This window comes from Nocardia spongicola (genome assembly GCF_047200775.1).
Classification (GTDB): Bacteria; Actinomycetota; Actinomycetes; order Mycobacteriales; family Mycobacteriaceae; genus Nocardia.
Genome location: NZ_JBJZOO010000013.1, coordinates 51,020 through 69,788, shown reverse-complemented (window position 1 = coordinate 69,788; position 18,769 = coordinate 51,020). Strand labels below are relative to the sequence as shown.

General features: G+C 64.6%; 16 protein-coding genes. 11 read left to right on the top strand and 5 right to left on the bottom strand.

The window, feature by feature from the left end:
• The first annotated feature begins 18 nt into the window (after window positions 1–18).
• The 7 genes from ACL02S_RS19545 to ACL02S_RS19515 all read left to right on the top strand — a co-directional run bounded on the left by ACL02S_RS19545 (window position 19) and on the right by ACL02S_RS19515 (window position 8,994).
• Window positions 19–927: a TIGR01777 family oxidoreductase gene (locus ACL02S_RS19545; RefSeq protein ID WP_412803903.1), complete on the top strand. Its 909-nt coding sequence runs from the start codon at window positions 19–21 to the stop codon at window positions 925–927.
• Complete coding sequence (locus ACL02S_RS19540) at window positions 924–1,469, top strand: GNAT family N-acetyltransferase (RefSeq protein WP_412803902.1); 546 nt, start codon at window positions 924–926, stop codon at window positions 1,467–1,469. The genes ACL02S_RS19545 and ACL02S_RS19540 overlap by 4 nt, the downstream gene beginning before the upstream one ends.
• A 206-nt stretch (window positions 1,470–1,675) precedes the next feature.
• A complete protein-coding gene (lipB, locus tag ACL02S_RS19535; protein ID WP_412803901.1) occupies window positions 1,676–2,422 on the top strand; it encodes a lipoyl(octanoyl) transferase LipB in 747 nt (248 codons plus the stop codon).
• Window positions 2,423–2,507: 85 nt separating this feature from the next.
• Window positions 2,508–3,548: a lipoyl synthase gene (gene lipA / locus ACL02S_RS19530; RefSeq protein WP_412803938.1), complete on the top strand. Its 1,041-nt coding sequence runs from the start codon at window positions 2,508–2,510 to the stop codon at window positions 3,546–3,548.
• Between the two features lie 253 nt (window positions 3,549–3,801).
• Window positions 3,802–5,262 (top strand): serine/threonine-protein kinase, encoded by a 1,461-nt coding sequence (locus ACL02S_RS19525; protein ID WP_412803900.1) that lies wholly within the window; start codon window positions 3,802–3,804, stop codon window positions 5,260–5,262.
• A 220-nt stretch (window positions 5,263–5,482) separates the two neighbouring features.
• The gene (locus ACL02S_RS19520; protein ID WP_412803899.1) at window positions 5,483–6,619 is read left to right on the top strand and encodes a hypothetical protein; all 1,137 of its coding nucleotides are present in this window, start codon (window positions 5,483–5,485) and stop codon (window positions 6,617–6,619) included.
• A 182-nt stretch (window positions 6,620–6,801) separates the two neighbouring features.
• The gene (locus ACL02S_RS19515) at window positions 6,802–8,994 is read left to right on the top strand and encodes an elongation factor G-like protein EF-G2 (RefSeq protein ID WP_412803898.1); all 2,193 of its coding nucleotides are present in this window, start codon (window positions 6,802–6,804) and stop codon (window positions 8,992–8,994) included.
• 49 nt (window positions 8,995–9,043) lie between these two features.
• Here the strand turns inward: ACL02S_RS19515 and ACL02S_RS19510 are convergent, their stop codons facing one another.
• Both ACL02S_RS19510 and glnA read right to left on the bottom strand, forming a co-directional pair.
• Entirely contained in the window at window positions 9,044–9,601 is a 558-nt protein-coding gene (locus ACL02S_RS19510; protein ID WP_412803897.1) for an HD domain-containing protein, read from the bottom strand.
• A 331-nt stretch (window positions 9,602–9,932) separates the two neighbouring features.
• Window positions 9,933–11,369, bottom strand: a complete 1,437-nt coding sequence (glnA, locus tag ACL02S_RS19505; RefSeq protein ID WP_412803896.1) for a type I glutamate--ammonia ligase — start codon at window positions 11,367–11,369, stop codon at window positions 9,933–9,935.
• Window positions 11,370–11,645: 276 nt separating this feature from the next.
• Here glnA and ACL02S_RS19500 point away from each other — a divergent pair, with 276 nt between their 5' ends.
• Window positions 11,646–12,101, top strand: a complete 456-nt coding sequence (locus ACL02S_RS19500) for an RDD family protein (RefSeq protein ID WP_412803895.1) — start codon at window positions 11,646–11,648, stop codon at window positions 12,099–12,101.
• A 224-nt stretch (window positions 12,102–12,325) separates the two neighbouring features.
• Complete coding sequence (locus ACL02S_RS19495) at window positions 12,326–12,538, top strand: hypothetical protein (RefSeq protein ID WP_412803894.1); 213 nt, start codon at window positions 12,326–12,328, stop codon at window positions 12,536–12,538.
• Between the two features lie 62 nt (window positions 12,539–12,600).
• On the opposite strand, the gene ACL02S_RS19490 is transcribed toward ACL02S_RS19495, so the two are convergent.
• Window positions 12,601–13,335 (bottom strand): DUF4191 domain-containing protein, encoded by a 735-nt coding sequence (locus ACL02S_RS19490; RefSeq protein ID WP_412803893.1) that lies wholly within the window; start codon window positions 13,333–13,335, stop codon window positions 12,601–12,603.
• A 261-nt stretch (window positions 13,336–13,596) separates the two neighbouring features.
• Here ACL02S_RS19490 and ACL02S_RS19485 point away from each other — a divergent pair, with 261 nt between their 5' ends.
• Complete coding sequence (locus ACL02S_RS19485; RefSeq protein WP_412803892.1) at window positions 13,597–14,967, top strand: M20/M25/M40 family metallo-hydrolase; 1,371 nt, start codon at window positions 13,597–13,599, stop codon at window positions 14,965–14,967.
• Complete coding sequence (locus ACL02S_RS19480) at window positions 14,964–15,860, top strand: alpha/beta hydrolase (protein WP_412803891.1); 897 nt, start codon at window positions 14,964–14,966, stop codon at window positions 15,858–15,860. Before ACL02S_RS19485 ends, ACL02S_RS19480 begins: the two co-directional genes overlap by 4 nt.
• A 200-nt stretch (window positions 15,861–16,060) precedes the next feature.
• On the opposite strand, the gene ACL02S_RS19475 is transcribed toward ACL02S_RS19480, so the two are convergent.
• Both ACL02S_RS19475 and ACL02S_RS19470 read right to left on the bottom strand, forming a co-directional pair.
• Window positions 16,061–17,005 (bottom strand): endonuclease/exonuclease/phosphatase family protein, encoded by a 945-nt coding sequence (locus ACL02S_RS19475; protein ID WP_412803890.1) that lies wholly within the window; start codon window positions 17,003–17,005, stop codon window positions 16,061–16,063.
• A gap of 163 nt (window positions 17,006–17,168) precedes the next feature.
• The gene (locus ACL02S_RS19470) at window positions 17,169–18,713 is read right to left on the bottom strand and encodes an alanine/glycine:cation symporter family protein (RefSeq protein ID WP_412803889.1); all 1,545 of its coding nucleotides are present in this window, start codon (window positions 18,711–18,713) and stop codon (window positions 17,169–17,171) included.
• Window positions 18,714–18,769: the final 56 nt, after the last annotated feature.

Sequence of the window (18,769 nt, the reverse complement as noted above, 5' to 3'; positions counted from 1 at the left end):
GAAGGTACCTCGGCTCGTATGAAGGTCGTGATCGCCGGCTCGTCCGGATTGATCGGGACAGCGCTCGTCGCGGCACTGCGCCGCGGCGGGCACGAGGTCGTCCGATTGGTGCGCAGAAAAGCCGCAGGACCCGATGAATTCGCCTGGCACCCGGCCCGTGCCCAGGTGGACAAACGGGCGTTTCGCGGTGCCGACGCCGTAGTCAATCTCTGCGGGGCGAATATCGGCAGGCGTCGCTGGACCGGCAGCTTCAAACAGGAATTGCGCGACAGCCGGATCACCCCAACCGATGTGCTGGCCGATATGGTCGTCACCACGGGTGTTCCGGTCCTGCTCAATGCCAGTGGAGTGCACTACTACGGCGGCGAAACCAGCGATCGGGTGGTGGACGAAACCTCGCCCTCTGGTTCGGGTTTCCTGGCCACACTGTGCCGTGACTGGGAGAGCGCCACCGAGCCCGCGGCCGAATCCGGCACTCGCACTGTGCTGTTGCGCAGCGCCGTCGTACTGTCTCGCTCCGGCGGCGTGCTCGGCATGCTGCAACCGATGTACGCGCTCGGGCTCGGCGGGCGCCTCGGCAATGGTCGCCAATACGTGCCGTGGATTTCGATGGCCGACGAGATCGGCGCGATCCTCTTCGCGCTCACCAACGACACCATCTCCGGACCGATCAACCTGACCGGCCCCGCACCGGTCACCAACGCCGAATTCAACCGCGCCCTCGGTCGGGCGCTACATCGGCCCGTCCCGCTCGTGATCCCCGCGGTGGTACTGCGCACACTGGCCGGTGAGATGGCGCAGGAGGTGCTCCTGCGCGGCCCACGAGCGATTCCCACCGCACTGGAGCAGGCCGGATACCAGTTCCAGCACCCAACGCTCGGCGCCGCGCTCGCGGCGACCGTCGGACATCCAGGAGACGGTCGATGAGCAACCGGCTCGATACCGGGCCCGTCACCGTCATCCGGGACGCGCATCCCGGTGACCTGCCCGCGATCCTCACTATCCACAACGCGAATATCGCCGCCTCCACCGCGATCTGGGATACCGAGCCGGTCGGTTTGGACAACCGTGTCACCTGGTTCCACGACCGCAGCGGCGGGGGCTTCCCGGTGTTGGTCGCCGAAATCGACGGCGAACCGGTCGGCTACGCGAGCTATGGCCCGTGGCGCACCAAGTCCGGATACCGCTACACCGTGGAGGACTCGGTCTATGTGGACGAACGCTTCCAGCGGCGCGGTATCGCGAGGGCGCTGCTCGCCGAACTCATCGAGCGGGCCAGGCGCGCAGGCACCGTGCACACCATGATCGCCGCGATCGAATCGAGCAACACCGGCTCGATCCTGCTGCACGAACGCTTCGGCTTCCGCACTGTCGGCACCCTTCCCGAAGTAGGCCATAAGTTCGGGCACTGGATGGACCTGACCCTGATGCAACTGACCCTGCCCGTGAACGTCACCGACCTCGGTTGAGCCACTGCCGGTATGCATCCACACCGGCAGTGGCTCAACCACACCGATGGTTCCCGCGGCACGTTGTCCTCCTCATCGCATCCGCCGCAGGGCCGGGTGCGCAGCACACGCGATTCCACGCGCCCCAGGGCAGCGCCGCCGCACTGTGGCGGTTCCCATAGCGAGGCACTGGAACCGGTCATCCGAGTGGGCGTAGCGTCGGGACTGTGAACAACACGCGCACGACCCGGTCCGCACGATCGGATACGACCCCGATCGTGGTCGAGGATCTCGGACTCATCGACTATCAGGCCGCCTGGGACCTGCAGCGCAGCCTCGCCGCCCAACGCGCCGAGGGCACCGGATCCGATCATTTGCTCCTGCTCGAGCACCCCTCGGTGTACACAGCGGGCCGCCGCACCGAGACCGAGGATCTGCCGATCGACGGCAGCCCCGTAGTCCAGGTCGATCGCGGTGGCAAGATCACCTGGCACGGCCCTGGGCAATTGGTCGGCTATCCGATCGTGCGGCTGGCCGAGCCCATCGATGTCGTCGCCTATGTGCGCAGGCTGGAAGAGGCGCTGATCACCGTCTGCACCGAGCTCGGCCTCGACTGTGGCCGGGTAGAAGGCCGTTCCGGCGTCTGGTTACCCGCGACCGGGCCGTATGCCGAACGCAAGATCGCCGCGATCGGCGTCCGGGTACAGCGTGGCGTCGCCCTGCACGGCATCTCGCTCAACTGCAATTCCGCCATGGACGGCTTCCAAGCCATCATTCCGTGCGGTATCCGCGACGCCGGTGTCACCACACTGACCCGCGAACTCGGCCGCGAAGTGACCGTCGCCGAGCTCAAACCATTGACCGCCGCGGCCATCGTCCGCGCCCTCGACGGTGATCTTCCGGTCACCGAGCACACCATTCCCCGCCCACCCACGGCAGGCACTGCTCCACAGCCGCCTGCGGCGACAGCGTAAGGTCGATCGAGTGACCTCAGTCGATACCCCGACACCGCACAACGCGGCAGCGGCCGAACCCGCTGCGGCACCCACTGGTTCCCCTATGCCTGCTCCAGCCACTACCTCCGGATCCGACGCCCGCGCCGCGAACGGCCGCAAACTCCTGCGCATCGAAGCCCGTAATGCGGAAACCCCGATCGAGCGCAAACCCAAGTGGATCCGCACCCGCGCCACCATGGGCCCGGAATACTCCGAACTCAAGGGCTTGGTGAAGCGCGAGGGCCTGCACACCGTCTGCGAGGAAGCGGGCTGCCCCAATATCTTCGAATGCTGGGAAGACCGCGAGGCCACTTTCCTCATCGGCGGCGAACAGTGCACCCGCCGCTGCGATTTCTGTCAGATCGACACCGGCAAACCCGCCGCCCTCGACCGCGACGAACCCCGCAGGGTCGCCGAAAGCGTCCAGGCCATGGGCCTGCGCTACTCCACCATCACCGGTGTCGCCCGCGACGACCTGGCCGACGGTGGCGCCTGGCTCTACGCCGAAACCGTCCGCGCCATCAAGCGTTCCAATCCCGCCACCGGCGTGGAACTGCTGATCCCCGACTTCAACGCCGATCCGGACCAACTCGCCGAAGTCTTCTCCTCCCGCCCGGAAGTGCTGGCGCACAACCTGGAAACAGTGCCGCGTATCTTCAAGCGCATCCGCCCGGCCTTCCGCTACGAGCGTTCGCTCGCGGTACTGACCGCTGCCCGCGCAGCCGGGCTGGTCACCAAGTCCAATCTCATCCTCGGTATGGGTGAGACACCGGATGAAGTCACCCAGGCCATGCGCGATCTGCACGAAGCCGGATGCGATATCCTCACCATCACCCAATATCTGCGCCCGTCTCCGCGCCATCACCCGGTCGATCGGTGGGTGAAGCCGGAGGAATTCGTGCAACACTCGGCCATGGCCGAAGAGATCGGCTTCGCGGGTGTGATGGCAGGCCCACTGGTCCGCTCCTCGTACCGAGCCGGTCGGCTCTATGCCCAGGCCATGGCCCATCACGGCCGTGAGATCGCCCCGGAGCTGGCGCATCTGGCCCACGAAGGCACCGCCACCCAAGAGGCAGGCGCCGTACTGGCCCGCTTCGGCAGCTGAACCTCGGCCGACCACCCGGACGATACTCATCGAGCAAGCGCCCCTGACGATCTCGGTACGCAGCCCGAACACCACGGTCTTCGCCGACTCGGACCCGAGTCGGCGATCGTGACGGAGTTACCGCCCGATACGGAACCCCGACTCGGATAGACGCCGAAGCCTCGGATGGGGTCGAGGCCGGTGGCACCCGGCACCGTTCGGTGTATACGCTGCATTGGTTCCAAATGCGCTCGATCGAGAAGGGAACCGCCAGGTGTTGGGGGTGCACGAGTCGTTCGCCGGCTACCAGATCGAAGGAATCCTCGGACAAGGCGGCATGGGCATCGTCTACCTCGCCCGCCACCCACGCCTACCACGACTGGTCGCACTCAAACTGCTACACCGCGCGGTATCCGAAGACGAAGGACTACGACGACGCTTCCAACAAGAAGCCAACATCGTCGCCCACCTCGACCACCCAGGCATAGTCGACATCTACGACCGCGGCACACAAGACGGACACCTGTGGCTGTCCATGCAATACATCCGCGGCATCGACGCCGCCCGACTCGACCCACACACAACCACACCGGACACCATCGTCCGACTCATCACCGACACCGCGAGCGCACTCGACTACGCCCACAGCCGCGGCGTACTACACCGAGATATCAAACCAGCCAACATCCTGATCTCCGAACCCGAAGCCGGCCGCCAAACCCGCGCCATCCTCACCGACTTCGGCATCGCACGCATGCTCGACACCGACACCGACCTCACCGCCACCGGAACATTCACCGCCACCCTCGCCTACGCATCACCAGAACAACTCTCCGGCACACCAATCGACCACCGCGCCGACCAATACTCCCTCGCCTGCACCCTCTTCACCCTCCTGACCGGACAAACACCGTACTCCTCAAAAAACCCCGCCCAAGTCGTCACCGGGCACCTCACCCAACCAGTACCCCGACTCAGCACCATCCGCCCCGATCTACCACCGGCACTCGATCACGTGCTCGCCCGCGCAATGGCCAAACACCGTGATCAACGCTTCACACACTGTGGCGAATTCGCCGCAGCCACCATCACCGCCCTACACAACAGACCAACCACCACACGGCCGACTCCCGCCCCACACGTACTGAACCAGCCTCCGGTACCAATCCAACACCCGGTCCCGGCAATCGCCTCGTGGCCCCGCTCGGCCCCGACCATACTGAACCACCAACCGGGTCCGATCCCACATCCGGTCGCCGCACCCGCCCCATGGCATCCCCCACCGATGGGCAATCCACCACGGCCATCCGGCGCGGTCGCCAGAACCGCCGCGGCCCTTGCTTATATCCTCAGCCTGTTCGCCGCTACGCCAACCTTCTTGGCCGTAAGAGAATATGTCAAATACAATTACAGCATTTCCGACTATGAGCCTTTTCTACTGTTTTTCTTGTTTTTCAGCGCGACAGTTTCACTATCACTGTTGATCGGCTCTGTATCGCTGTGGAGACGCAACCACAGAGGCCGAAACCCCGTGATCACGGGGAGTGCAATTATCGCACTGATCGGCATGATCATCATCGGCATCGCCCTGGAAGAGAATGATCCCATACCTCTGCTGATCGGCGGTGCCTCTGCGATTCTCGCCCTCACCACACTGATATGTGCGCTGTCGCGATCAACGCGCCGATGGCTCGCGTACGGCCGATCGGGACGGTATACGCACCGAGCCGGCTGACACTGCGGATAACCGGGCGGACGACCGTAACCAACGATGTCTGTTGACGCGACTTTCCGTCACGGGAGATATCCGCAGCCAGAAGATCATCCAAAGCAATGGCAGGCCGGGCCACGGCAACCACACACAACAGAATGCATGACCGCTGGTCGAATTCCGTATCGAGCAGCCCGAATACGGTACCGATCGCCGGTCCTGAGTATGCGCTACGGTCAGTCGTATGACAGAGACTTTTCCGGCGCCGAGCACGTTGTGGGCGAGAATCGCAGTGTGGGAGGCATTGGAGTTCGCCGAAGGGGATGTATCGGCCAAGGATTTCGCCGATGGCCGGATCACCTTCGATGACGGCGGAGGAAACTGGGCTACCCTAGTTCGATATCCCGACGATCGAGCTGTACTGTTCGGTTGGGATCGCAACAGCGAAAACTTTATCGCTGAAGAATTCTACGACCCGCTGGCTCAGGCTCCCCACTGGGTACCGATCGCAGAGCTGAACCCGCTGGTCATACAGTACGCTGTCAGTTTCGTGTACTGGTGGGATGCCGCCGCATGGCACCATACACCCACCACTGTGTACGACGGTGCCGGCTCCTGCCTCGGCTCGCTGTGCGATATAGATCATTTCGTCAACGGATACACAGACTTCGCGTTCGACATCGCCGACTGCGATGACGAAGAAACCGGCGATGCCGCGATGGATACCATCCGCGACCTGTGTTCAGCCGCGGAACGCGGTTCGGTACACCGGGAGTTACTCGATGCGTTGCATTTCGTCGCACCGTCCGCTCTCGATGAAGTGTATGCGTATTTGCGAGACGCCTCGGTGACACGTGGTTCCGCCAGGCCGGTCGAGCCGTATCCTGCGCCGCCGACCGGTCCGCGGACCCGCCGAAAGTTCAATGAGTTCGAGCACGACAGACTGCTGGTCGAGGCCATGCGAGCGGCCACAGAACTGCCTCGCGAGCAACCCCCCAGCACGCCTCAGCTGGCACGCGTACTCGAGCAGATCGCCGAACAGACTGTCGGATACGGACCGATCGACGTGTCGTTCCGGGTCGCGGATGGCGTCATCTCGAGTCAGGGAGGCCACCCGCTCGAGAGGCTCGACCTGTGGGAACTGCGTACCGCCGAGAACGCTGAGCACGGCCGCTGGTTGTTCATCCGGTTCCGTACCGAGGCCGACCGGATCATCGTCGACCGCGCTTACGACCATTGGCCGTCCTGGCACCCCCTGGACCCATACAGAAGCGACCCACATCGCCGCGATATCGTCGGTGAACTCGCGGCCCGCCCGGAGCGCTGGCGCCCGGCCTTGGCATCGATCGCCGCCGACGAGTTCGCGTACACGGACCAATAGCGCCGCCTGCCGCGGTAGGGCACCGACGCATATCGCCACACCGTGTGTCCGCACTGCCCCCGAGCCGGTCGACGGCACCTTTGCGATCCGTAGAACCACCCGGATCTTCCGATTCGTGGACGAGAGGCGACGCCCGGTGGGATGGTAGATGTACCACAGGTGTCGGCAAGGGAGCGAGACGCATGGTGGACAAGACCAACGGAGCGCCCACAGGTAACAGCGCGATGACGGCGGACCGCCCCGAGCAGATCCGCAATGTGGCCTTGGTCGGCCACAGCGGATCGGGAAAGACCACCCTGGTCGAGGCCATGGCGCTCACCGCGCGGGCGGTGAACCGCGCCGGGCGGGTCGAGGACGGCACCTCGTTATCGGACTATGACGAGATCGAACATCGCCAACACCGCTCGGTGCAACTATCGGTGGTGCCGGTGGCCTGGGCGGGGAAGAAAGTCAACCTGCTGGACACACCGGGGTACGCGGATTTCGTCGGTGAGCTGCGGGCCGGGCTGCGCGCGGCCGACGCGGCGCTGTTCGTGATCTCGGCGGCCGAGGGAGCGGCGGGAATCGCAGGGACGACCAGGGCGCTGTGGGAGGAATGTGCCGCGGTCGGGATGCCACGCGCGATCGTGCTCACCCACTTGGATACCGCCCGTGACGAGTTCGACGTGATGACCGAGACCTGCCGGAACGTCCTTGGTGGCGGGTCTTCGGAAACCATTCTGCCGCTGCATCTTCCGGTATACGGCCCGAAGAATCCGGATGGCCACCGGCCGGTTACCGGCATGATGGAGCTGCTGCCGCACTGTGTGGGCGACTATTCCTCCGGCACGGAGGTCCGAGGCGAGCCGACGGCCGAGCAACTGCCCGCACTGGAAGAAGCGCGTAACCGTCTCATCGAGGGCATCATCGCCGAGAGCGAAGACGAGACCCTGATGGAGCGCTATCTGGACGGCGAAGAGATCAGCCTGGCGACGCTGGTGACCGATCTGGAGCGGGCAGTCGCGCGCGGCAGCTTCCATCCGGTGCTGTTCGCCGCGCCCGCACCGGAAGGCGCCAAGCAGGGCTTGGGCACCGTCGAACTGCTCGAGCTCATCACCGGCGGTTTTCCGACACCGGCCGAGCACACCGTCATCGCGGCCAACGGCGCCGAACCACATCCGCTGCGCTGCGATCCGAACGGGGAACTGGCCGCGGAGATCATCCGCACCGCATCCGATCCATATGTCGGCCGGGTCTCCTTGGTCCGGGTCTTCTCCGGCACCCTGCATGCCGACACCACGGTGCACATCAGCGGCCACGGCCTGGAGGAACAGGGCCGGGACGGGCACGAGACGGACGAACGGATCGGCGCGATCACCGCCCCCTTCGGTAAGCAGCAGCGCCCCCTCGGGCAGGCGATCGCGGGCGATATCGCCTATGTCACCAAGCTCGCGCACGCCGAGACCGGTGACACCTTGTCGTCCACCGACAACCCCCTGCGGATCGAGCCGTGGTCGATGCCCGACCCCTTGCTGCCCGTCGCCATTCGCGCACACAGTAAAGCCGATGAGGACAAGCTCTCCCAGAGCCTGGCCCGGCTGGCCGCGGAAGATCCGGCCCTGCGCCTGGAACACAATGGTCAGACCCATCAGCTGGTGCTGTGGTGCCTCGGTGAGGCACATCGTGAGGTGGCCTTGGAACGGTTGCGCACACGCTTCGGCGTGCAGGTGGATGTGACCGACTACGCGGTAGCGTTCCGGGAGACATTCGCGGGCAAGGCCACCGGACGCGGCAGACATGTCAAACAATCTGGCGGACACGGTCAGTACGCCGTATGCGAGATCGAGGTCGAACCGTTACCCGAAGGGTCAGGGATCGAGTTCGTGGACAAAGTGGTCGGCGGAGTTGTTCCGCGACAGTTCATCCCGTCGGTGGAGAAGGGTGTCCGCGCGCAAGCGGCACGGGGACTGACCGCGGGATATCCACTCGTCGACGTCCGAGTCACCCTGTTCGACGGCAAAGCCCATTCCGTCGACTCCTCCGATGCCGCGTTCCAGACCGCCGGTGCGCTCGCACTACGGGAGGCGGCGGCAGCCGCGGGGATCAGAGTGCTCGAACCACTCGCCGAAGTCTGGGTGGTGATCTCCGATGAATATGTCGGTCCGGTGCTGAGCGACCTGTCCAGCAGGCGCGGGCGTGTCCTCGGCACCGAACCACACGGGCCCGGCCGCACCAGGATCCACGCCGAGGTACCCGAACTCGAACTCAGCCGCTACGCCATCGACCTACGCTCGATCTCACACGGCACCGGGGACTTCACCCGCGCGTACACCCGGCACGAACCGATGCCCAACCAGCTCGCCACCGCGGTCCGCGGGGAGAAGACCCGGACGTAGTTGTCGCCCGAATACGCACCGTGAGCAGGAAAAATTCCTGATAAGTCGGTCAGCGACTCTTGGCTACACGCGTAACGACCGGACGCCAGGATTCCACTGGGGCGACAGCGAGCCCGATAACTTTTCCCGCGTCATCAGCGCGGCGCAGCGCGAGCGCGGCGGTGAAATCGGGATCGGCTTCGAAAGCGGTGATCTCGGCGGTTGTCATGGGACCGCCCTGCGCGACCAGAGTACGTTTACTCGAGACGGACAAGTTCGCCGCGTGTGTCGAATCTGTCGCCGCCAGATAACGTTTGGCCTCCACGTGCAGTTCCACCAAACGAGCTACTCGATCTCCCAGCAGAGCACGGACCGCGTCCGCGCCGTGCCTGCCGTGACCGGCGTCGTCACCAGGGACGAGCTTATGACCGATATCATGGACCAGACCGGCCACCTGTAGTTGCTCGTCCGAGGGGAAGTCCCGGCGCAGCAATTCGGCACACTGGCGGTCGTGGTCGAGGATGTCGACCGGGTCACCACTGCGGTCGGGCATATCCCAGGCATCAGCGCAATCCGCCAGCAGGAACATCAAATCGTCCACTGTGTCCAGCGGCCGGAATGTCGTCATGTACAGAAATCCTAGTGCGATCCACACCCCACCGCCGCGGACGGCACTTCCGTCTACCTGCGCTGTCCTCCCCGTCCGCGGTCCACGCCGAGCAGGTCATCGAGGACACCGGATGCTTCGGTTGCGCGAGGAGGTCCAATCCGATCCTGCTCTTATCACTCTCCTCACCCACACGAGATTGTGACCTACCGGCATATGTGCCCGAACGCAGACGAGTCCACCCGCTCGACGATCGGTGAAGTGATCGCGGAACGGATGGACTCGCTGAAACCTACTGCGGACGGAGGACCTTGGTCAGATGCTCCGTCGCAGTTCAGAGGCCCGGAAAGGCTTACACGTCGAAGTAGAGCTCGAACTCGTACGGGTGCGGACGCAGGTTCACCGGCGCGATCTCGTTTTCACGCTTGAGGGTGATCCAGGTCTCGATCAGGTCCTCGGTGAAGACATTGCCTTCGGTGAGGTAGTCGTGGTCCTGCTCGAGGCGGTCGATAACCGAGGACAGGCTGGTCGGAGCCTGCGGGATGTTCTTGGCCTCCTCCGGCGGGAGCTCGTAGAGGTCCTTGTCGACCGGGGCCAGCGGCTCCATCTTCTTCTTGATGCCGTCCAGACCGGCCATCATCATGGCGGCGAAGGCCAGGTACGGGTTGCCCGAGGAGTCCGGCGCGCGGAACTCGAGGCGCTTGGCCTTCGGGTTGTTGCCGGTGACCGGGATGCGGACGGCGGCGGAACGGTTGCGCTGCGAGTACACCAGGTTGATCGGGGCCTCGTAGCCGGGGACCAGGCGGTGGTAGGAGTTCACCGTCGGGTTGGTGAAGGCCAGCAGCGATGGCGCGTGATGCAGGATACCGCCGATGTAGTGGCGGGCCAGATCCGACAGACCGCCGTAGCCTGCCTCGTCGTGGAACAGCGGCTTGCCGTCCTTCCACAGCGACTGGTGCACATGCATACCCGAGCCGTTGTCACCGAAGAGCGGCTTCGGCATGAAGGTGACGGTCTTGCCCTCGGCCCACGCGGTGTTCTTGACGATGTATTTGAACAGCTGCAGATCGTCGGCCGCGGAGAGCAGGGTGTTGAACTTGTAGTTGATCTCGGCCTGACCGGCGGTGCCGACCTCGTGGTGGCCGCGCTCCAGTTCGAAGCCGGAGTTCTGCAGGTTGGTGGAGATCTTGTCGCGCAGGTCGACGTAGTGGTCGTACGGCGCGACCGGGAAGTAGCCGCCCTTGTTACGGACCTTGTAGCCACGGTTGCGGCCGCCGTCCGGGTCGAACTCCGCGCCGGTGTTCCAGGAGCCCGAGACCGACTCGATCTCGTAGAAGGCGCCGTTCATGGCCGAGTCGTAGCGGATCGAGTCGAAGATGTAGAACTCCGCCTCGGGACCGAAGTACGCGGTATCGGCGATACCGGTCGAACGCAGGTACTCCTCCGCCTTACGCGCGACGTTACGAGGGTCGCGGCTGTAGGCCTCCCTGGTGAACGGGTCGTGCACGAAGAAGTTGAGGTTCAGCGTCTTGGCGGCGCGGAACGGGTCGACGCGCGCGGTGCTGAAATCGGGCAGCAGGAGCATGTCCGACTCGTCGATGGACTGGAACCCGCGAACGGAGGAACCGTCGAACGCCAGCCCTTCCTCGGCGAGGTCGGTGGTGAACGCCTTCGCCGGAATCGAGAAGTGCTGCTGCACACCCGGAAGGTCGCTGAACCGGATGTCGACGTACTCGATGTCCTCGTCAGCGATGTACTTGATGACCTCGTCGGCCGTGCTGAACGTCACTTGTTCTCCTTACGGATCGGTTCCCAGCCCGTGTCGATTGCGTGGGTTCGTCGCGACCAGACGCTATGGATTTCGTGTTTCCGCGCAGTCAAGGCCGTGTTTCGCCAGTGTTACACGTATGCTTGCCCGGTGGAGGTGACCTCCGGGCACGAACAGCATGGTAGTCCCGCCGGGTCCACCGTGCGCGCCGACACCGGTCACACCCCGCTACCACCTCCGGGCCTGACCGCTCATGCGGTGCTGACCCGCAGCTCCGGCGCGCCTATCCTGAAACACATGGCACGTATCACCGGTTCCTGGCTTTCTGGACCTCCGACGGATTCCGGCGATTCGGCAATCCTCGGGTACCAGGGGGAACAACTCGGGCTACCGAAGACCGGAGCGGGATCCCTATCCGGGATGGGCCGCCGGATCGCCGCCCTGTTCGTAGACTGGATGATCGCGCTCGGCATCGCGACGTTCATCACACGCAGCGGCTCGGCGTCGAGCTTGACCCTGCTGATCTGGTTCGTCATCGGCGTCGTGGCGGTGGCGCTGTTCGGTTTCACACCCGGTCAGTACTTCCTACGGTTGCGAACGGTCCGCATCGATGCGCCGGTGCCGGTCGGATTCGTCCGGGCACTGGCCAGGCAGATACTACTGATCTTCGTTGCGCCCGCACTGTTCACCGACGCCGACGGGCGCGGCATGCACGATCGGGCCACCGGCACAGCACTGGTGCATTCGCGCTGAATACCTGACCACCCGCCGATAGGCCGTGCCGGTGCCTGTGCGTCCGGCAATCCTCGCCCTCCGCTTTCTCCTCTAGCTCGTCGTGCCGGCCTCCTTCGCGATCTCCAGCCTGCGAGTATTCGGCGCACCCTGGAAATTCGTGCTGGTGAGCGCGGTGCCGACAGTTGTCGCAGCCCTCTGGGAGGGCGCTGACGATACCTGGGGATCCGAGCCGTAACACAGCGGTGCACATCACAGCGCCCGGAGCGGTCCGGCTTGTACTCGAACTCACGGTGTTCCGGGGCGGGCCCGCGGCATTGTCGGCTGCCGGGCTACCGTTGTCGGCGCTGGTCTCCGCCATCGTGCTCATCGTCTACCACGCGCTTGCCTACGACCGGACCTGCTGGCTACTCGGTCGGGGCCGAAGTCTCGACCACGACATTCTCGACCAGAGCTGAAGCACTGGAACAGCCGAGCGGCCCGTATTCCGATCGGAATACGGGCCGCTCACTGTCACCGGTCAGCGCCGGCGGATGGTCCGCTGCACGCCACGCATCTTGGCGCCTGCCGGCATGGGCCCCTTCGGCAGAGCCGGCCCGCTGCGTGCGCTCAGTGCGGACAACCTGCCTTCGATGAGGTCCATCCGCTTGGTATCGATATTGCGGGGCAATTTGGTCAGGTAACGCTGCAAATCCTTGATCGGAATCTGCCCCTCGTCGCCGCCGATGACGACATCGTAGATCGGGGTATCACCGATCAGCCGGGCGGTGCGCTTCTTCTCCTGGGCCAAGAGCGACTTCACCCGCTGCGGCGCCCCCTCGGCGACCAGCACCACACCGGGCAGACCGATCACCCGGTGCACCGCGTCCAGCTGTGTGGTCGCGGCGACGCCGTTGCTCACTCGCCACTTGCCCTGCAGATTGTCCAGTACCCAGGCCGCCGCACCCGCCTGCCCCTCGGCTTTGCGATAGACGTTCTTCTGCACCCGGCGACCGAAGATGATGAATGCGATCAGCGCGCCGGACACCACGCCGAGCGGCACCAGAAACCAGGTCAGTCCGAAAAACGCACCGATGACGGCGAAAACAGCGATGCTGCCCGCCAAGGCACCGATCATCAGCGGCAGCAGCAGCTTGTCTTCCTTGCGCTGCATCTGGAACGCCTGCCACAGTTGCCTGCGACGTTCCCTCGACTGCTGCTTGCGGGCCGCTTTCGCCGCGGCCTTCGCTTCCTTGGTGGGCTTGCCTGCTGCCATGCCTCTCAGAATAGTGCTCAGGTAGCGGCGACTTCGCCATGGGACGGCGAGCCCGATCGCTACCGGCCGCGGCACGCGATCGAACCGAGCGCAGTGAGACCCATATCACCGGCCGCCTCGGTCCACCCCGTAGCGTTCAGTTCTACCGAGAGTAATCATCCCGAGCACATCGCACCGTAGCGACATCAAGAGAACAATCCCTCACATTGCCGCCATATGGGACGATATGAGGGTGCCCATGCCCGTCCACACCGATGCCCGATGACCGAGCCGGTCGACGACCCGACCGCTGAACGTCTCGCTGCCGCACTACGCTGCGCGACCGTATCCACCGACGATCCACGCGATACCGACGATTCCGCGTTCGACCACCTCGACGCACACCTCCGGCAGTCCTTTCCGCTGGTGCATACCGAGCTGGAGCTACAGCGGTTCGGGCACAGCAGACTCTACCGGTGGCCGGGCCACGAACCCGACCGGGTCGCAGCCATTCTGCTGGCGCACCAGGATGTGGTCCCCGTGGACGACCCGCAGCGCTGGACTCATCCGCCCTTCGCCGGGGTCGTCGACGACGAATACATCTGGGGCCGGGGCGCGATCGATGACAAAAGCCGTGTGCTCGCCATTCTGGAAGCGGTCGAGTCGGCGCTGTCCGCGGGCTTGCGGCCCCGGAAAACGGTGTATCTGGCCTTCGGGCACAACGAGGAAATCTTCGGCGGAGACGGCGCCGAACGCATGGCCGAGCACCTACGGCAAGCGGGCGTATACGCGGATCTGCTACTCGACGAGGGAGGTGTGATCACCACGGGCATCGTCGACGGCGCACGGCAGCCGGTGGCCACCATCATGCTCGGCGAAAAGGGCTATGCGACGGTCCGGTTGTCGGTCACCGAGGCCGGTGGGCATTCGTCCATGCCCGGCAGGCAGACCGCGATCGGCCGGATCGCCCGGGCAGTGAGCCGGATCCAAGATCATCCGATGCCACTGCGTCTGACCCCGGTGATCGCGGATATGCTGGCCGGACTGCGTGCGGCCATCCCAGGGCCACGCGGGCACCTGCTCGGCTTCACCCGTATCGCGGCGCCGCTGCTCACCCGGATACTGGCGACCCGGCCACAGACCGAGGCACTGGTGCGCACCACCACCGCGCCCACTGTGATCCGCGGCGGGGTACGGGCGAACGTATTGCCACAGCAGGCCGAAGCACTGGTGAACTTCCGTATCCTGCCAGGCGATTCGATCGACTCGGTACTAGCGCATTGCCGAAAAGTAGTGCGCGACAAGAATGTCCGGATAGAACTGGACGGTATGGCCGCGGAACCGTCTCGCGTTACCGGCCCAGGACCGGCTTTCGGCCTGATCGCCGAACTCGCCCGTACCGTCGTGCCCGGTATCGCGGTGACCACCGGTATAGTTCCCGGCGCGACCGACTCCAGGCACTACGACGATCTGGTGCGCACTCGGTGCAATTTCGCACCGATAGTGTTGGAAGACAGAGATCTGTCCTCGATCCATGGAACCGATGAGCGTCTTTCCCGAGTCAACTACGCTCGCCTCATCATATTCAACCGGCGGCTGATCGAACGCCTCGCGGCAAGCAGTACGCCACAGATATCAGGAGTTGTTGCATGACCACCGAGCCCACGGCGAGCGATACGGGGCAGACCGATCCGGCCACCGCACCCGAGATCCGCACCGAATCGGGCACATTCGACGGCGTCGGCGGCACTGTCGTCTGGCGCGCCTGGTTACCGACGGGCACAGTCCGTGGCGTGATCGACCTGGTACACGGTGTAGCCGAGCATTCGGGTCGTTACGCTCACGTCGGACAACGTTTGGCCACCCAGGGTTTCGCGGTCTACGCGCTCGACCACATCGGCCATGGCAAGTCCACGGGCGGCAAGGCCAACATCGGCTCGATGGAAGGCTCCGCGGACAATGTCGCCACCATGCTGAGCATCGCCGAAGGCAAACACCCCGGCGTTCCGCGCTTCCTGGTCGCCCACTCACTCGGCAGCCTGATCACCCTGTACCTGGCCACCAGGGCGCCGATCGATGTCTCGGGCATCGTGCTGTCCGCCCCGCCACTGGACATCCCGGTGGGCAACCCGGTCCAGCGCCTGCTCGCACCGATACTGAGCAAGTTGGTCCCCGATCTCGGTATGTTGAAGCTGGATTCATCGCAGATCAGCCGGGATCCGGCCGTGGTATCGGCCTATGACAACGATCCGCTGGTCTACCGGGGCGCACTGCCCGTCCGTACCGGTGCCGAGGTGCTGGCCGCGACCGATCTGGTCAAGAAGCGGCTGGCGACGCTCACCGCGCCACTGCTGGTCCTGCACGGCACCGCCGACGCGGTAGCCGCACCGTCCAGCTCCGATATCGTCGAACGCGGTGTGGGCTCGAAGGATCTCACCGTGCTCCGCTACGAGGGGCTGTATCACGAGGTGTTCAACGAGCCCGAGCAGGACAAGGTGCTCGGCGACGTGGTCGGCTGGCTGGAGAAGCATCTCACCGGGCAGTAACGGCTTTCTCCTACGAATACCGACGAGCCGATCTGTTCGGCACGCCTATATCGGACAGATCGGCTCGGAGTTCGCCTTCGCCCTCCGCTGTGCTGCGCACATGGCACGATTGCTCACGAGGACAGGTACCGCACAACCACTCCGCCGTGCTCGCGCCAGGGTAGGCGCTGAGACCGGTACGCTTCTGTCCGGATCTCCTTTCAGTGGAAGCGAACTCGGGAAACGAGTGCCCGGTGATCGGAGCCGGGGACAGTGAGGGAATACAGGTCTTCCGCGGTGGCATCGGCCAGCAAGATGTGGTCGATACCGATCACCGGACCCCAGCGGCGATCTTCCGGGTAGGTGGGCAATAAGCCTGCCCCTGACTGATCGGCGGCCGAGGCGAAACGGCCACGCAGCAAGTCACGGAAGGCCGCGTGATCACGGGTCGCGTTGAAATCGGCGCCGACGACGGCGGGTCCACTGTGCGCGTCCAAGATCTCCAGGATCGCACGCATCTCCGCTGACCAGGAATGGAAATCGAACACGGGCGGGACCGGATGGAAAGCGAAGACCACGATCGGTCCGTGTTCGGGGTGGTCCATCGTCACGGATAGGTTGTTCAGGGTGAAGCCGTCGTATTTTTTGCTGTCCCGCAGCGGATATCGACTGTAGATGCCGGTTCCCACGGCGCCGTCGGGGGTGGATTCGGTGTAGTGATAGGGCAATTCCTCGAGCAAACCGGCGCGCACCAGCCGCTCGGTCGACAGGTCGGTCAACTCGTTGAGGGTGAGCACATCGACCCGGTTGCCCCGCACAGCTCGGACCACCGCGGCCGGATCCGCCTCGCCGAAGAGCAGATTCGATTGCATGACAGTCATACCCGGCCCGCTCGCGGCCCGCCCCTCCGGTACGAAGGCCGGTATCAACGTCCACAGCGCCGCCACGGCCAGGACGCCTGCGACGACTGCACTGCGCCACCCCCGTGCGGCCAGCAGCAACACCACACCGACCACCGCGCCGATCATCAGGTACGACGCCCCGGACGCCAGCAATACCAGCTCACGTCGCTGCCAGGCGCCGAAATACAGCACGATCCCGACGGCACCCACCGCCACAGCGCACCACCCCGCCCCGAGCAGAGCCCGGTCCATCCACTTACGCATGCGGTCGAGCGTAGACGAAGCCGGGGAAAGCGGCGTGGCGTGAAGCCGCATCATGGACCAACGGTCCTGCGGCGCCCCGATGCCGAACTCGTCGGCATCGGGGCGCCGCAGGACCGGAGGCAAAAAGCCCGGTCACCGTGCCCGCGTATCGCCCTCGGTCGGGTTACACCGTGCTCTGTACCCGATCCTTGTCCTCGGTCGGACGATAGGTCTCCCAGAACGTAGCGCCGACAACACCAACGGCCAGCGGATCGAATACCGGGTCGAGACCCGACTTCTTCTGCCGCTCGTAGTCACGCAGTGCCTTGTAGGCAGGCTGCTGCACAATGAGAATGCCGACGATATTGAGCCAGGCCATCAAGCCGACACCGATATCACCGAGCGTCCAGGCTTCGCTCGCGGTCGACACCGCGCCGACCACCACCGAGATCAGGATCAGCGCCTGCAGCACGATCGTGGAGTTGGATCCGACCGTACCGCGGATGACCGGAACCGGAAGCGGTGCGTACTTGCCGAGCAGGAACCGCAGGTTGGTCTCGGCCATGTAGTAGTACGCGATGATCGTGGTCAGACAGAAGAAAGCGAGCGAGACGGCGACGAAGGTCGATCCGGCACCGCTCCACAACGTATCGAAACCAGCCTGGACGAAGGTCGGCCCTACCCCGGCGTCCGCGGGCAACGCACCGCCGTCGGCCAGTACGGCACCGCTCTCGGACTCTCCTTCGAACACCCGGTAGGCCCCGGTGGACAAGATGAGGAATCCGGTCGCGGTGCAGATGAACAAGGTGTCGACGTAGACGGCGAAGGCCTGCACCAAGCCCTGCTTGGCCGGATGGGAGACCTCGGCGGCCGCGGCGGCATGCGGTCCGGTTCCCTGCCCTGCCTCGTTCGAGTAGACCCCGCGCTTGACGCCCCACATGACCGCGGAGCCGATGATCGCGCCGAACACCGAATCGGCACCGAATGCGCTGGCGAAGATCAACCGCAGGATCTCTGGGAGTTCCGCGGCGTTGACGACCACGATGATCAGTGCCAGCGCGATGTAGACGACCGCCATGAACGGGACCACGATCGAGGCGAACGCCGCGATGCGCTTGACCCCGCCGATGATCACGAAGGCCAGCAGGATAACCGCACCGACCGCGACGACCCATTCCGAAACACCCCAGGCGTTGTTCATCGCGCCCGCCATCGAATTGGACTGCACACTTGGCAGCAGCAAACCGCAAGCAAGCACGGTCACCGCTGCGAAAACGAAGCCATAGACCCGGAACAGCGGAGCGGCACGGGTGTGCGCCATCACCTTGCTGAAGTAGTAGGCGGGGCCACCGCGATACTCACCGGTGAGGCGGTCGCGCGTCTTGTATATCTGCCCGAGAGTGGACTCGACGAACGAAGTCGAGGCGCCGAGGAACGCGACGGCCCACATCCAGAACAGCGCCCCCGGCCCGCCGAACGCGATGGCGGTGGCGACACCTGCGATGTTTCCGGTACCGACCCGTCCGGACAGCGACATGGCCAGCGCCTGGAACGACGACACCCCCGACGGAGATTTCTCTCCGTGCAGCATCAACCGGACCATCTCCCGAACGTGCCGCACCTGGAGAAATCTGGAACGGACCGAGAAGTACACCCCAGCCGCCAAACACAGGTAGATCAGCGCATCGCTCCAGATATAACCATTCACCGTGTCTAGAAATTCACTCAAGACACAAACTCCTATCGAGGTACCGACATCGGGGATGTTCCCAATCGAGCGAGATG

Excerpts from the sequence above, each read along its gene's own strand:
- ACL02S_RS19480 (WP_412803891.1), top strand. The coding sequence starts at position 14,964 with ATGACCACCGAGCCCACGGCGAGCGATACGGGGCAGACCGATCCGGCC.
- ACL02S_RS19520 (WP_412803899.1), top strand. The coding sequence starts at position 5,483 with ATGACAGAGACTTTTCCGGCGCCGAGCACGTTGTGGGCGAGAATCGCA.
- lipA (WP_412803938.1), top strand. The coding sequence starts at position 2,508 with ATGCCTGCTCCAGCCACTACCTCCGGATCCGACGCCCGCGCCGCGAAC.
- ACL02S_RS19475 (WP_412803890.1), bottom strand. The coding sequence starts at position 17,005 with ATGCGTAAGTGGATGGACCGGGCTCTGCTCGGGGCGGGGTGGTGCGCT.
- ACL02S_RS19500 (WP_412803895.1), top strand. The coding sequence starts at position 11,646 with ATGGCACGTATCACCGGTTCCTGGCTTTCTGGACCTCCGACGGATTCC.
- ACL02S_RS19540 (WP_412803902.1), top strand. The coding sequence starts at position 924 with ATGAGCAACCGGCTCGATACCGGGCCCGTCACCGTCATCCGGGACGCG.
- ACL02S_RS19545 (WP_412803903.1), top strand. The coding sequence starts at position 19 with ATGAAGGTCGTGATCGCCGGCTCGTCCGGATTGATCGGGACAGCGCTC.
- ACL02S_RS19490 (WP_412803893.1), bottom strand. The coding sequence starts at position 13,335 with ATGGCAGCAGGCAAGCCCACCAAGGAAGCGAAGGCCGCGGCGAAAGCG.
- ACL02S_RS19510 (WP_412803897.1), bottom strand. The coding sequence starts at position 9,601 with ATGACGACATTCCGGCCGCTGGACACAGTGGACGATTTGATGTTCCTG.
- ACL02S_RS19515 (WP_412803898.1), top strand. The coding sequence starts at position 6,802 with ATGGTGGACAAGACCAACGGAGCGCCCACAGGTAACAGCGCGATGACG.
- ACL02S_RS19485 (WP_412803892.1), top strand. The coding sequence starts at position 13,597 with ATGACCGAGCCGGTCGACGACCCGACCGCTGAACGTCTCGCTGCCGCA.